A 14,866-nucleotide genomic window follows, 5' to 3' on the forward strand; every position below is an offset into this window, starting at 1 on the left:
AATGTTTTGCCGCGTAACTAAATTTAAGCAAAAGTTTAAAAATGATAACTGAGACTTAAGCATTAGTTTGCAGATGCCAAATCTGCAAATTTTAAGATCAGGGTGAACGTCATGTATTAATTACATCTCAAACATCCCATTTGGGTGGATTATGTCCACCTCGAACTCTCATTTAAATAATAACTCCTTGGTATATCTCTAAGGAGCGGTTAGCTATGCCTTATTTAAAAGGGCGAAAAGCTTTTTATCACGGGGAGCAATTAAAGCAAGATTCTTTTGAAACATGATCCTTACCAAAGGGATGGGTATTTTAACGCAAGGGTTACTTAATCATGAAAAGTGGTATATCTATATTCACAAAGTTAGTGGGGATTATTTTATTTATCCTCGGACTGGCTTTAGCTGCAGGTGGAATTTATTTAATTAGCCTTGGTGGCTCCTGGTTTTATCTCCCCGCTGGGCTGGCCATGGCGGGTTGTGGTGCGGGTTTCGTGCGTGCTAAAGCATGGACCGTGTATTTATCATTCGTCTTGCTGGTCGTTAGCCTCATCTGGGCTTTCTCTGAGGTCGGTATCGACTTCTGGCAACTTGTTCCACGCACCGTCGCTTTCCTTGTTGTCTTCATCCTGGCCGCAATGTGTTCGCAAGTTCTCACCAATAAAGCCGGCCGTCCTGCTCTACCCAAAATGGCATCGGTCATCGTGTCACTGGTGGCCATTGTTTCACTCGTTGCCGTCTTCGCTAACATGTTCCGCGTGCATCCGGAAGTGGAAGCAGACGCCAGCGCGGGTCCTGTGAAAGTCATTGATCAAGCGGCTGAAGATAAGAGTGGTGATGACTGGACGGCGTGGGGTCGTAATACCTTAGGACAGCGCTTCGCTCAATTCCAGCAAATCAATACCAACAACGTTAAGGACCTGAAAGTCGCCTGGACCTATCGCACAGGTGACCTTGCCATTGATGGTGCTGAATATCAGACCACGCCGTTAAAAGTGGCTGACACGGTTTACCTGTGTACCCCGCTGAGTAAGGTGATTGCGGTTGACGCTACTACGGGCAAAGAGAAGTGGCGTTTCGATCCACAAGCAAAAGTCTTTGAAAGTGATAAGAGCTGGAAGCGATGCCGCGGGGTGGGCTATGCCGATCTCGATCAGTTGCAGGCTAACAACCCAACCACAGGCGAGATTGCTACGACGGCTGTTACTTCTGCGGCCACCTGTCGCAAACGCATCATTGAAACCACTATTGATGCTCGCATCGTGGCGCTGGATGCCGAAACCGGCAAACTGTGTGAAGACTTTGGTAACGGCGGTTACGTCGATCTGACACAGAACATGCCGGCTGACGCCAAAGGCGGCCAGCAGGGTAGCTATAACGTGACCTCTGCGCCACTGGTGGCCGATGGCGTGATCATGGTGGGTGGTCGTCTGAACGATAACCTCACCGTGGGCGAGCCTGGCGGCGTGGTTCGTGGATATGATGTGGTCAGCGGTAAGATCCTGTGGGCATGGGATGCGAAACGTGGTGCCAGCAACAGCAGCCCGCTGCCAGCCGGAGAGACTTACCCCCTTGAAACGCCTAACTTCTGGGGTACAGCCGCCTACGATCCTAAACTGGGCCTGGCTTACTTCCCGACGGGCAACCAGACGCCTGACTTCTGGACCGGCGATCGCCATCCGTACTCGAACGAGTATAACGATGCCATCGTGGCCGTTGATCTGAAAACCGGTAAGGAGCGTTGGCACTTCCGTACCGCCAACATTGACCAGTTCGACTATGACGTTTCCTCTCAACCCATTTTGTATGACCTGCCAGGGAAAGAGGGTCAGACAACACCGGTGATCATTCAGTTGACCAAGCGCGGCGAGGTCTTCGTCTTGGATCGTCGCACCGGTAAGCCCGTTATCCCGGTTGAATATCGTAAAGTCGCAACTGATGCAATGCCGGGCATGCAAGTGGCCGAAACCCAACCCTTCTCTGCCATCTCTGTGGGTACAACCCCGCTGAAAGAGAGCGATATGTGGGGCGCGTCAATTTTCGATCAGCTTTACTGCCGTATTCAATTCAAGCAGATGCGTTCGGAAGGTCCATTTACCCCGCTTTCTGAAAAACAACGTTCGCTGATTTATCCGGGTTACTACGGTGGCTTTAACTGGGGCGGTGGTGCGCTTGATATGTCTACCGGTACGTTGATCGTCAACGACATCCGTATGGCGCAATGGGGACAGTTCATCAAACGTGAAGACGCTGACCGCAGAGGACTGAAAGCCACGACTGAAGGTGAATACTCAGAACAATTGGGTACCCCTTGGGGCGTAGAACGTGGCATGTTTATGTCGCCACTGGGCGTACCTTGCTTTAAACCACCGTTTGGCTCGATGACAGCGATTGACCTGACGACCGGTAAAACTCGCTGGCAGGTCCCGGTTGGCAGTATCCAGGATGCACCGATTCATGGCGTGGCGCCAGGCATCAATATCCCGCTGGGTATGCCAACGATGGGCGGTCCATTAGTTACCAAAGGTGGGCTGACCTTCTTCCATGGTTCACTCGACTACTACGTGCGCGCTTTTGACAACAATACTGGTAAAGAGCTGTGGCGTGGACGTCTGCCCGTCGGTGGCCAGGGTGCGCCAATGACCTATATGGGCAAAGACGGTAAACAATATATCGTCGTGGTGGCTGGCGGTGCGACACGCACCGGAACCAATGACAACCGCGGTGACTACGTTATTGCTTATGCACTCCCTTAATTGCCAAGCTAGTGCTTAGCAGAAAATAAAAAACGGGCGCTGTTAGCAGCGCCCGTTTTTCTTACTCAAGCTTTGCGCTTTAATGTCTGTGCATCCAGTTCGGATTTAAACGATGGACCGCAACGTGGCAGGCACTATTTGATACAGTCATCCAGTAAAGCACTTCCGCCTCATTTTCAGGCGGTCTTTACTGATATCAGTGACCCTAACTGAGACTTTAAGCCTCGATATGACCACCGGGTGACTGAGTCACATCATTTGAAGCTGATTAATTGCATCCCAGTAAACGGGTAAATGCCTGCGCCAGTGCCTCGCTAAGACGTTCGGGTTCCTGCTTATCTTCAGACATCATGTTATCGACTGCACCGTGCATACCGTGATACATCAGAATAGCCGTCAACTTTGAGTCTTCGAGCTGCCAGTTTCCCGCGCGCTTTCCCTGCTCAAGAATGCGTTCAATCTGATTCAAAATGGCATCGCGGTCTGGATTTCCACGCGTCTGATAGTGGTGATCGTGATAAAGCGCGTCGTGAATAGCCATATCTTCCACGTAGGCGGCCACGCTGGCATGACACCAGGCTTGTAAACGAGCAATGCCATCCTGCGCCGGGAGGACCTCAAGGGCATGCTCAATTTTTTCAATGAAATGACCGGTAAATCGTGCACGTAGCGCAGCGAGCATTTCGTTCTTTGAGGAAAAATAGTGATAGAAAGTGCCTTTAGCAACCCCGGCATCCCGCACAATTTCACTGATTGTCGTGGCTTCAAACCCTTTATTCATGAATAACGCCAGCGCCGCATCCATTAATTCATCCAGCCTGACTTCAGCAGGTTTTGTACGCGGCTGAGATTGGCGCTGTTGCGGTTCATTATCCATGTTGTCCCCCTAAACATCAGTCACTTATCCTAACCAAAGTTTACTTGATGCGCCATTCTCACAATAAATCCTGCCTTTAAAACTCCATTGACCGACGGTCGGTCAATGGCTATATTGAGAAACGTTCTCATTAACTCCAAAGGAATAGCGTTATGATAACTAACCGCCGGGTTGCGTTGGTCTGTGCAATTTGCCTTGGCACCTTTATGGCTTCACTGGATATCAGCATTGTGAACGTCGCTCTACCGACCATGCTGACATCACTCAATACAGATATGCCGGGTATACAGTGGGTTGTTGATGCCTACGCACTTTGCCTTTCCGCGCTTATCCTCTCATCAGGGCCGCTTGGCGATCGCTTCGGACGCAAACGCGTCTGGATGGCGGGAATTGTACTGTTCACGTTAGGATCTTTGCTCTGCGCATCGGCAACTTCACTGGAGATGTTGCTGACGGGTCGTGTACTCCAGGGCGTGGCTGGCGCTGCCGTGATACCAGGTGCACTGTCGCTGTTGTCACATGCGTTTCCAGATGAACTCCAGCGTGTAAGGGTCATCGGTATCTGGTCAACCGTTAGCGCTTTGTCATTGGTCATCGGTCCGATTTTAGGCGGTATTCTGGTACACAATGCAGGCTGGCAGAGTATTTTTCTCATCAACCTTCCGGTAGGTGTAGTGACTTTGCTGCTGGGAGGTTGGGGCATTCAGGAGAGCGCACATCCCGATCACGCTTCACTGGACCCACTCGGCCAATTGTTCAGCGTGCTATGGTTGGGTACTCTCACTTATGGACTGATTGCCGCAGGAGATCTTGGCTGGCAAGACTCAGACGTACAGTTTTCGCTGTTCATCTCACTGCTGTTTCTAGCGCTATTCATCTGGGTAGAAAGGCGAGTCACACGCCCCCTGCTACCACTGTATCTGTTTAAGAAAAGTGACTTTACAGTCTATAACCTCTCTTCAGCCGTGATGGGTTTTTCATCCTACAGCAGCGTGTTTTTCGTCTCGCTTTTTTTACAACAGGCGCAAGGATGGAGCGCACTGCAAACCGGGTGGCGCATGGCACCGGAGTTCATCGCCATGGCCTTGGTCTCAACGCAGTTTGGCCGTCTGTCCGCGCGCTTTAGCGTTAAAACACTCATTGTCGTCGGTTATGCCTTGATAGGCGCAGGCTTGCTGCTCCTTGGGACGCTGCAGTCCAGTAGCGCATATCCATTTATCGCCCTCTTTTTGATCATTCTAGGAACCGGGACGGGGCTGGCGATGCCGGCTACCAGTGCTCTGGTGATGAGAACGGTGGTATCAGAGCGGTCTGGTATGGCCTCGGCAACCATGAATGCCGTGCGTCAAACCGGTATGGCTCTGGGCATTGCTCTGCTCGGCACGCTGATGAATATGCACGCTATTGAGGTGTTGCGCGCTCAGCTTGCTACTCAACATGTCTCCGAAGCCGATTCACTGGCTCACGCGGTCATCATGGGGCACCAGGGAATATCAGGCTGGGTTGAACAGGTTCAGCACGCTTTTGCCAGTGGCTTTTCTCTGGCAATGACAGGAGCGGGTGTCGTGAGCGTAGTCATGGCGGGTGGGTTAATACTCATGCATCGAGCGCACCAGCGTGTGGTTATCGGCTCAGTCGCCTCGGCGGAAACACAGGAATGAACGCGGGCTATCTGATCAAAGGGGTAAATGGCGCCCACAGGCGCCATTTATGGTGCTTTCACGATGTCATTTTACCAAGCTGATCGTCAAACAATACCCGTTAAGTAGTAAACACCGATGATGAAGAACGCACCCAACACTTTGAACAGGGTGATACCCAAGATAGGCTTATATGCCTGCCTGTGAGTTAGACCGGTCACCGCCAGCAGCGTAATAATCGCGCCATTGTGCGGTAACGTGTCCATCCCCCCGGCAGCCATGGATGCCACACGGTGCATGACCTCAAGCGGTATGCCTGCGGCCTTGGCTGAATTGATGAACTGATCGGCCATTGCAGCAAGCGCAATACTCATACCGCCAGAAGATGAACCGGTGATACCAGACAAAATATTGATCGTGATTGCCTGATTCAGCAAAGGGTTAGGTATCACCTTGAGTGCATCAGCCACCTGCACGAATCCAGGCAATGCTGCGATAACAACGCCGAACCCATACTCTGACGCAGTATTGAGTGAGGCAAGCATGGCGCCCCCTACAGCAGCCTTACTGCCTTCTGCCAGTTTTCCTTTTAACTGTCTCCAGGCAAACAGGAAAATTGCCAAAATACCGCACATCAGCGCGGCCATTACCGCCCAGATAGCCACCATTTTCTTGACATCACTGTCCAGCGGGGCTTTCAGACCGGGTAAATCGATCAAAAAGTGCGTGCCATATTTCTGGGGTATGTACCAGGTGAAAAACAGGTTGGCGACGCCCACGATGAACAGCGGAAGCAGTGCGACTATTGGGTGCGGCAGGTTCAGATCATTCGGCGTTTCAGGTTCATTAAGAAGCCCCGTTCCGTACCCTTCGCCTTTTTGCTGTGCTCGCCGACGCAAATAATCAATGTAGAGCCAGCCACCAACAGCCACAAATAATGAACCTAACACCCCAAGCCAAGGTGCTGCCCAGGAAGTCGTACCGTAGAACGTTGTTGGGATGATGTTCTGGATCTGGGGTGACCCGGGTAAGGCATCCATAGTGAAGGTGAAAGCACCGAGAGCAATGGTCGCAGGCATAAGTCTTTTAGGGATCTGGCTCTGCCGGAACATTTCTGCGGCAAAGGGATAAACAGCAAAGACCACGACAAACAACGAAACCCCACCATAGGTCAACAGCGCACACACCAGAATAATGACCGGGATGGCTTTGTTCTGCCCCAGCAGTCGGGTCACCGCACTGACTATAGATCGAGAGAATCCTGAGAATTCAATTAACTTTCCGAATACCGCGCCCAGTAAAAATACGGGGAAATACAGCTTCACGAAGCCCACCAGCTTATCCATAAAGATATCACTGAATACCGGAGCTACCGCTGAAGGATGAGTCAGTAATACGGCACCCAGTGCCGCGATGGGAGCAAAGAGGATCACGCTATAACCGCGATACGCGGCCAACATCAACAGTCCCAGTGCCAGTAACGCAATCAATACGTCCATAGGGCTATCCGTTAGCGTGGCTGCCTTAACTCTTCCAGAATCAGGACAGCCAGAATTATTCTGAGGGGCCTACCCTGCCCCCTGTTTTGTTTTTATTTATTCCGGAATTCCCGCATAAGGCACATCCCTGTGCCCATAACGGCGCACGCGAATGTTTGCTTGTTCACCGTGACCGGAGAAACCCTCAAGGGCACAAAGACGGGAGCAGTATTCACCGACCTGTGCTGAAGCCTCATCCGTCAACACTCTCTGATAAGTGCAGGTCTTGAGGAATTTACCGACCCAAAGCCCACCGGTGTAGCGGGCAGCTTTACGCGTTGGCAGAGTATGGTTAGTGCCAATCACCTTATCGCCATAGGCAACGTTGGTTCGCGGACCAAGAAACAGCGCACCAAAGTTTTGCATGTTATGCAGCAACCAATCCGGATCGCGGGTCATCACCTGCACATGTTCAAACGCCAGGTCGTTGGCAATCTTCAGCAATTCATCCTTGTCTTCAGCAACAATAACTTCACCAAATTTACCCCAGGACTGACGTGCGATGTCGGCAGTGGGAAGAATGTCCAGGAGACGGTCAATTTCCGCCATTGTTTCGCGGGCCAGTGCAGCGGAGGTTGTCAACAACACCGCAGGTGAATCAGGCCCATGTTCAGCCTGGCCCAGCAGATCGGTGGCACAGAGTTCACCGTCAACGCTGTCATCAGCAATGACCAGGGTTTCCGTTGGGCCAGCAAACAGGTCAATACCCACGCGACCAAACAGCTGACGTTTTGCTTCAGCCACGAAGGCGTTTCCCGGACCGACAAGCATGTCTACTGGCAAAATGCTTTCTGTTCCCAGCGCCATAGCAGCAACAGCCTGAATGCCACCGAGGCAATAAATCTCGTCAGCACCGGCCATATGTTGTGCAACCACGATTGCCGGTGCCGGCTTCCCGTTAAAAGGCGGAGCACATGACACAATACGCTTCACCCCTGCGACCTTGGCGGTGATGATCGACATATGCGCCGAGGCCAGCAAAGGATATTTCCCGCCAGGGAAATAGCACCCGGCAGCGCTGACCGGGATATTTTTGTGACCAAGCACGACTCCAGGAAGCGTTTCAACCTCAATATCTTTGAGGCTGTCGCGTTGATGCTGGGCAAAATTACGTACCTGCTCCTGCGCAAAGCGGATATCCGCGAGATCGCGCTCTGACAGTTGCGCATAGCAGTCATCGATTTCCTGCTGTGACAACCTGTAATCCTCGCGGTCCAGTTTGTCGAACTGAATAGACAGTTCCCTAACGGCCGCATCTCCGCGCTTTTTAATATCAGCCAGTATCTTTTCAACTGCTTCACGTACCGACCGGTCATGTAATTTCACCGCTTCAGACTCTGCACCACGTTTCAGCCAGATAGCCATAAACTCCCCTTAAGATGTCAATGAAATGTTAATGCATTCGAATTCACCTGTATCCTGGCGGTTAAATATCCAACTTAAAAGCATTAATGCATTCGAATGCAACGCAGATCGCAAAGTTTGTGACACTCGGGATATTTCCCGCATAATGGCGAAGCAAAAGAATGTGGAGAAAGGGAATGGCAGGTCCAAACAGACGTGCAGTGACGAGTTACGACGTAGCCAAAGCTGCTGGCGTATCACAGTCTGCTGTATCTCGCGCTTTTACCGAAGGCGCTAAGATTTCCGCTGCAACGAAAGATAAAGTTAAAAAGGTGGCCGCGGAGCTTGGGTATCGACCCAGTTTTATCGCACAGTCACTGATTAACCGACGCTCCAATCTTATCGGCATTGTTGTACCCGGTCTGATGAACCCCTTTTACTCCGCTGCGCTCGATAACCTGTCACACAAGCTCAATCTCATGGGATACCGCGTACTGCTGTTTTCCATGTTTCGTGATGACGATACCGACCCCATCATGGAAGAGATCTTACGCCATCGCGTAGAAGCGCTGATTCTGGTATCGAGCAGCTTATCCTCTCATTTCGATGAGGAATGCCGGTTACTTGGCTTGCCTGTGGTCTTGCTGAACCGTAAAAACGACAGTGAAACGGTATCAAGCGTCACCAGCAACAATCTTGCTGGCGGCGCGGCAATTGCCGAGTTTCTGATTAAGGCCGGTCATCGGCAGCTGGCGTTTATTGCAGGCCGCGATAGCTCCTCAACCAGCCGCGATCGTGAAACAGGTTTTGGTCAACGAATCTCAGAAATGGGGGCACCTGCAGCATTGCGCGATGCGGGTATGTGGACCATTGAAGAAGCGATGAATGCCACCCGCAGGCTGATGTCTTTACCTAAGACGCCCGATGCACTGTTTTGCGCGAATGACATGATGGCTATAGGCGCACTGAATGTCGTGGTTGGTGAGATGGGACTAAAGGCCGGCTCGGATATTTCTGTGGTTGGGTTTGACGATATCTCGATGGCCAGTTGGCCGTTGATCAACCTCACGACATGGGTTCAGCCGTTAACGGAAATGGTTGACCTGACCGTATCTATGATCAAATCCCAACTCGAGGATAACGAAGCTGAACCTGTGCAGCATGTGCTGGTGGGAAAACTCATTATACGCGGCAGTTCACGCAGCATTGGAGGAGATATTGGAAAGGACACAACTCTTCCTAATCTCTAAAAGCGGGTACTGACCCTGTAAAACAATCACTTTCCATCTACAGATGGTGATCTTCTACCGTGGAGCAGCCAGACCAACTGCCGAACACAACATTAATCCTGCCAGTACGCTCAGTCTTCGATATAAAGAAATCTGAATCTCCTGTATCAGATTTCAACACGTCCTATTTTCGGTTCAGGTTCCACCAGCGGCAATATCTACGCGATGGACATATTGACCTGCACCACCAAGCTTTCAGAACGGTTCACTGCAGACCCAAATGGCCGCGCAAAGTGTCGTCTTCATAGTCTTCCCGGAAAATGCCTCTTTCCTGTAGCAGTGGAATTACGTGATCAAAAAAGGCATCTGCCGCCCCCGGCCACGATGGCATGATGACAAATCCATCCACTGCACGCTGCTGGTACCAAAGCGCCATACGCTCTGCGAGGCTTTCAGCCGTGCCTGCCACAATAAAGCCACTTCTCGCTATCCATTTCGTGAACTGACGCAGCGTCATGCCCTGCTCTCTTGCGTGATCCAGCATCGGGGCAAAACGTTCACGCCGACTTAAATGGGGGAGAATATCCGGCATGGCTTCATCCAATGCATGCTGTGACCAGTCATAATCCATGGTGTTTGAAAGGTGCGTCAGCGTCGCCAGGGGATGATGTAACTGGCTGAGTTCAGCCAGTAACTCGTCTGCTTCCTTTTGCGTCGCCCCGATAATCGGCTGCAACCCCGGCAATACTTTTAGGCTATTGGCCGAGCGTCCATAGTGCACAACTTTGGCTTTGATCGCCGCATAGTAGGTCTGCGCTGCGGCCAGGCTGGGCTTTTCCGAAGCAAAAATGGCGTCCGCGCGCTGCGCCGCCAGCTCGGTAAAGGCCCCTGACCCACCAGCCTGAATCGTTACCGGCCGGCCCTGTGGAGCGCGCGAGAGGTTTAACGGTCCTTGCACGTTGAACCATTTGTTGTTGATGTCAGCGTAATGAATTTTTCTGGCATCGGCATAAATTCCCTTTTCTCGATCCCCTACTATGGCACCATCCTCCCAGCTGTCCCATAAGCGGAACACCGCTTCAATAAAGGAATCGGCCTTATGGTAGCGTTGATCATGGCTCAGCAACGGCACTCCAAAGTTCCTGGCTTCACCGCCGCTGGTTGAAGTCACCACATTCCACCCTGCTCGGCCTTGAGAGAGATGGTCAAGCGTCGCCAGCGTGCGTGCCGCCGCAAACGGGCTAGCGAAGGAACTTGAGATCGTTCCCGCGAGGCCGATCTTTTCCGTGACCGCACTCAATGCAGAGAGCACCGAAAAAGGATCGGGCCGTTCGGTGACACGGTGGGTGACGGCTTCGGCAAAATGATTGCCATAGATATCATCGACCGACAATTTATCGGCCATAAACACCAGATCAAACTTTGCCTGCTCGGCTTGCATCGCCAACGCTTTGAGCTGTTTGAAATCAGCGGGATGCGGTACAGGTCGAGATGAGGGCATACGCCAACCCGCATAATGGCAACCGGTGGTTTCGAGAAACAAGGCGAGGTGTAAAGAGGACATGATTAATTCTGCCCTCCTGCTGGCGCGTGACTGAGGTCCTGATCAAACCATTTTTCCGAAATGGACTTTAGCGTACCGTCGTTACGCAATTGGTCGAGCGCGACATCCACTTTTTGCCGCAACTTGTCTCCTTGCGCATCTTTGCGGAACGGCAATGCCACCTGACGAACACCAAAAGGCTCGCCTACGACTTTAAGTGGCAGTCCTTTTTGTTTGATTTGTCCCAGCAGGATGACCTGGCCTGAAATAAATGCATCGGCTTTACCTTGCGCGACCGCATTCACCACCACGTCCCTGCCTTCATAGGTCACCAGATTGATTTTATGCTCAGGATCTGACTCCTTTAATACGTTGGCGTAATTAGAACCCAGTTCAGCTGCCACGGTTTTTCCGCTTAAATCGCTTAGCCCATGTACCCAGTTATTGTTTTTACTGACGGCAAGCTGTGCCGCGGAATAGTAATAAGGTGTGGAAAAGTTGTAAGCTTTGCGGCGTTCTGGTGTGTCGGCAAAGTTACCCACGGTATCCACTTTTCCGGTCTGGAGAGACCCCAGCACACCGACCCAATCTGAAGTGACCCACTCAACTTTAAGTCCCGCTTTCTTCGCGACCGCATTCAGCACATCGACACTGAAGCCCTTGAGCTCACCGCCTTCCTTAAAGTAGTGTGGGTAACCATCTGGTGTCGCACCCACACGCAATACATCCTGAGCATCACTCGCTGACTTACTTTGATCGCATGCGCTTAACAACACTGCTGCACACAGGCACATCACCAATCCGCCTAACTTCATACCGACTCCTGAATTATTGTTGATAGGGTTTGCCCAGATGGGTTTCCAGTTGCCGCTGCAGTAATGAGAGCAGGAAGGTCACTCCCCAATAGACCAATGCAACGGCGGTATAGGCTTCAAAGAATTTCAGCGAGGCAGTGGCTTCAAGTTTTCCTGCCGACAGCAACTCAGTGACACCGAGAGTGAAAGCCAGTGACGAGTTTTTAATCAGCCCGATATACATGTTGCCTGTTGCCGGGATCGCGTTGCGGCAAATTTGCGGAAACAAAATGCGCCAGCAAGCAACTGGCAGGCTTAAGCCGCTAGCCAGTGCAGCTTCGATTTGCCCGCGGTCCACTGAATCAATCCCTGCGCGGAATATCTCAGCCAGATATGCAGCAGTGTTAAAACTCAATCCGGCGATAACCGCGTAAACCGGCCCAACGGAATTCAATACTGGAAACAGTTGTGGCAAACCAAAATAGATAATCAGTAATTGCACCAGTACCGGAGTGCCTCTGAAAAAGGAAATATACAGGCGAGCGACACCACGCAGTGGCTTTCCGCCACGCAGCATGAGCGCGAGTAGCAAACCCAGTAAGGTGGCTACAATGATTGAAGCTCCCGAGATCAGCAAAGTAATCGGCAGATAACCCAGAATGGCGGGAATCAATTTGAACATATAGATCAGGTCAAAATTCATGGTCTGGTTTCCTGAATTATATTTCGTAGTCGTTTACAAAGGCGTCAATTCGGCTTCCCACGTCACCTTGAATGATCTCATCGGGTGCACCCTGAGCGATGATTCTGCCCTGCTCCATAAAAAAGAGCCGATCTGAAATTTCTCGGGCAAAGTTCATTTCATGAGTCACGATAGCCAGGGTGATATTCTGCGTCGCAATTTCGGCAATCAGTTTTAATATGCCGCGGCGCATTTCAGGATCGAGCGAGGAAGTGGGCTCATCCATCAGAATGACTTCAGGTTCAAGGCTGAGCGCACGTGCAATTCCCACCCGCTGCTGTTGCCCTCCCGATAACATTGCCGGATATGATGATGCTTTATCATGCAGCCCGACACGATGGAGGTATTCCAGGGCTTTTTCATCCGCTTCTTTACGACCTAGTTTTTTAGCGAAACGCAGGACCTCAGTAATATTTTCCTGTGCGGTTTTATTTCGAAAAAGATTATAATGCTGGAACACCATTGAGCTTTTACTGCGCAGCGTATTGATCTGTTTTCGCTGGATATGCTGTGCATCTATAGATGCGTTACCGATTGAAATTTTCCCCGAATCGGGCAGGACCAGAAGATTCAACGTGCGTAAAAGCGTGGACTTTCCCGAACCTGACGGGCCAATGATGGAAACCACCTCTCGTGGCTGTACATCGAAACTGATATTGTCGAGTGCCTGGAAGCCGCGAAACGATTTACTTATCCCTGAGACATTTATCATTGATTTATCGGCATACATTAAGAGTCAGCAGCCGATTATCAACAGGTCATTAAATCAGACAAAATGCTTAATAGCGTGAAGCATATGCGTTAGTTTGCTAACGCATATTAGGTTAGGTTGAGTTTACTCGCTTTCATTCGCCGCAATGATGATCGTCTGAAAGAGTGTATTGGCTCCCTTCTCTGACCATTCTGGGAAAATAGCTTATGCTGTGCTTATTTTTGCGTTGCGGTGGAATACCTGTAGCGCAACGGACAACTCCCCCTATTATCATGCTTTCGAAAATGCAACGCTTATCATCCTCTATATTTGTATGAGCCATCTGAAAATGCGCAGTCGCAGCATGTGCGCGCTGTAGAAGCGCGCAACTTAGATTTGGAGCGAGTTAACTTAGCGCTTTTACAGCAGCCCAAACTTCCAGTTCACCACCAGCAAATTCTGGTCCTGACTGCGGGTGCCGGTAATATTGGTACGATAAGTCACGTTCTTCCAGGCCAGCGTAACACCTTTAGCCACGCTCTCGGGCAGTTGATAACTCAACCCCAGTGTGCGGACCCATTCATTCTGATTGCCACTGGTGCTGGATGCGCGCGCATGACTTCCTGATACATAGCTGCTGTTGAAGCTGAGTCCAGGCAGACCCAGCGCATCCAGTTTTGCACTGTAACGCAGGACCAGCGCACGCTCATGTGCCGTCTTAAATTTAGACAACGGCGACTCGCTCACCAGCCCAGTCGATCCACCTGATGTATCGGTTGATACGCCATCAACCGTCTGACCCGGATCAAGGTAAGGGAAACCACTCGACCCCGTTAGCTGCTGATAACCCACACCAAAAGTACTGCCCCATGCTGACCAGGATACAATCCCACCGTAAGCGTTGTTATCGACACTTCCACCATACTCGTTGCCATTGCCCCGGCTGTTGAAATAGCGCAAATCCGCTTTCAGTTTTCCCGGTCCTAATGACAACGTTTTGGTCACACCGACATAGTTCTGCTGGTAGAAATCATTGAGCTGTGCAAAGTAGTAACTGAGTTCCAGCTGTTTTACAGGCGTATAGCGGCCACCGGCATAACTCAAGCCAGAACTGAATCCGCTTGCTTTGCCCGTGGCTTTCAGTGGCTGATAATGACTTTGGTTGCGCCCCTGAACACGATCGATAAAACCAGCATCCAGTACCAGGTTATCAACGTCGGTAGAATGGAGCGTATATCCGCGATAGAGAGAGGGAAGTAACCTGCCATCATTGGTTTTAATCACGGGCAAGTTTAACGATTGAAAACCTGCTCTCGCCTCGGTTTTGCTCAGCTTGACTTTCAATGCAAAGCGTGCAGACGCAAAACTGCGTGGGGCGCTGTTGTCATCATGCTGTGGAAACAACCCCGTTGCGGTGTTGTATCCCTCTCGGCCTGACAGCTTCAGACCGAGCATACCCATCATATCGGCGCCAAAACCAATGGGCCCATCGGTATAACCCGAACGGCCATTAAGAATGAATCCCTGCCCCAGCTGTTCGCCGGTAGGCTGATTTTTTACTGCGCCACGGGTGTCATTGTTGTAGTACAGCGTGCGAGCAGTGAGATCGAGATGGCTGTCTTCAACCAGATTAGCTGACGCTAAAGAGGGCACAAGTGCGCTACTCAGCAGCGCACATCGAATGAACCTGTCCATGTTTTTAAAATCCAGGTAAC

The 14,866-nt window shown here is 51.1% G+C and carries 10 protein-coding genes and 1 pseudogene; 3 read left to right on the forward strand and 8 right to left on the reverse strand.

What is annotated here, in order from left to right; translation table 11 throughout:
* Nucleotides 1-332 precede the first annotated feature (332 nt).
* Nucleotides 333-2,753, forward strand: a complete 2,421-nt coding sequence (locus tag F3J38_RS20710; RefSeq protein ID WP_167141496.1) for a membrane-bound PQQ-dependent dehydrogenase, glucose/quinate/shikimate family — start codon at nucleotides 333-335, stop codon at nucleotides 2,751-2,753.
* A 268-nt stretch (nucleotides 2,754-3,021) separates the two neighbouring features.
* Here F3J38_RS20710 and F3J38_RS20715 read toward each other — a convergent pair whose 3' ends face one another.
* Nucleotides 3,022-3,630: a TetR/AcrR family transcriptional regulator gene (locus tag F3J38_RS20715; protein WP_167141498.1), complete on the reverse strand. Its 609-nt coding sequence runs from the start codon at nucleotides 3,628-3,630 to the stop codon at nucleotides 3,022-3,024.
* Between the two features lie 152 nt (nucleotides 3,631-3,782).
* Here F3J38_RS20715 and F3J38_RS20720 point away from each other — a divergent pair, with 152 nt between their 5' ends.
* Entirely contained in the window at nucleotides 3,783-5,291 is a 1,509-nt protein-coding gene (locus F3J38_RS20720) for an MFS transporter (protein ID WP_167141500.1), read from the forward strand.
* Between the two features lie 1,112 nt (nucleotides 5,292-6,403).
* Here the strand turns inward: F3J38_RS20720 and F3J38_RS28495 are convergent.
* A pseudogene (locus F3J38_RS28495) lies at nucleotides 6,404-6,769 on the reverse strand (GntP family permease); the annotation flags it as partial.
* Nucleotides 6,770-6,865: 96 nt separating this feature from the next.
* On the reverse strand, nucleotides 6,866-8,173 hold the full coding sequence (gene hisD, locus F3J38_RS20730) for a histidinol dehydrogenase (RefSeq protein ID WP_167141504.1): 1,308 nt from the start codon (nucleotides 8,171-8,173) through the stop codon (nucleotides 6,866-6,868).
* Nucleotides 8,174-8,349: 176 nt separating this feature from the next.
* Between hisD and F3J38_RS20735 the strand changes: the two genes are divergently transcribed.
* On the forward strand, nucleotides 8,350-9,402 hold the full coding sequence (locus F3J38_RS20735) for a LacI family DNA-binding transcriptional regulator (protein ID WP_167141506.1): 1,053 nt from the start codon (nucleotides 8,350-8,352) through the stop codon (nucleotides 9,400-9,402).
* A 244-nt stretch (nucleotides 9,403-9,646) separates the two neighbouring features.
* Here the strand turns inward: F3J38_RS20735 and F3J38_RS20740 are convergent, their stop codons facing one another.
* The 5 genes from F3J38_RS20740 to F3J38_RS20760 form a co-directional block, all read right to left on the reverse strand.
* Nucleotides 9,647-10,945, reverse strand: coding sequence for an NtaA/DmoA family FMN-dependent monooxygenase (locus tag F3J38_RS20740; RefSeq protein ID WP_167141508.1), 1,299 nt, complete (start codon nucleotides 10,943-10,945; stop codon nucleotides 9,647-9,649).
* Between the two features lie 2 nt (nucleotides 10,946-10,947).
* Complete coding sequence (locus tag F3J38_RS20745; protein WP_167141510.1) at nucleotides 10,948-11,739, reverse strand: amino acid ABC transporter substrate-binding protein; 792 nt, start codon at nucleotides 11,737-11,739, stop codon at nucleotides 10,948-10,950.
* Between the two features lie 13 nt (nucleotides 11,740-11,752).
* Nucleotides 11,753-12,421 (reverse strand): amino acid ABC transporter permease, encoded by a 669-nt coding sequence (locus F3J38_RS20750; RefSeq protein WP_167141512.1) that lies wholly within the window; start codon nucleotides 12,419-12,421, stop codon nucleotides 11,753-11,755.
* Nucleotides 12,422-12,437: 16 nt separating this feature from the next.
* Nucleotides 12,438-13,172 carry an amino acid ABC transporter ATP-binding protein gene (locus F3J38_RS20755; RefSeq protein ID WP_167141678.1) on the reverse strand — a complete coding sequence of 245 codons (735 nt, stop codon included), beginning with the start codon at nucleotides 13,170-13,172 and terminating at the stop codon, nucleotides 12,438-12,440.
* Between the two features lie 399 nt (nucleotides 13,173-13,571).
* On the reverse strand, nucleotides 13,572-14,846 hold the full coding sequence (locus F3J38_RS20760) for an OprD family outer membrane porin (protein WP_167141514.1): 1,275 nt from the start codon (nucleotides 14,844-14,846) through the stop codon (nucleotides 13,572-13,574).
* Between the last annotated feature and the right edge of the window lie 20 nt (nucleotides 14,847-14,866).

Source organism: Candidatus Pantoea formicae, from assembly GCF_011752625.1.
Classification (GTDB): Bacteria; Pseudomonadota; Gammaproteobacteria; order Enterobacterales; family Enterobacteriaceae; genus Pantoea; species Pantoea formicae.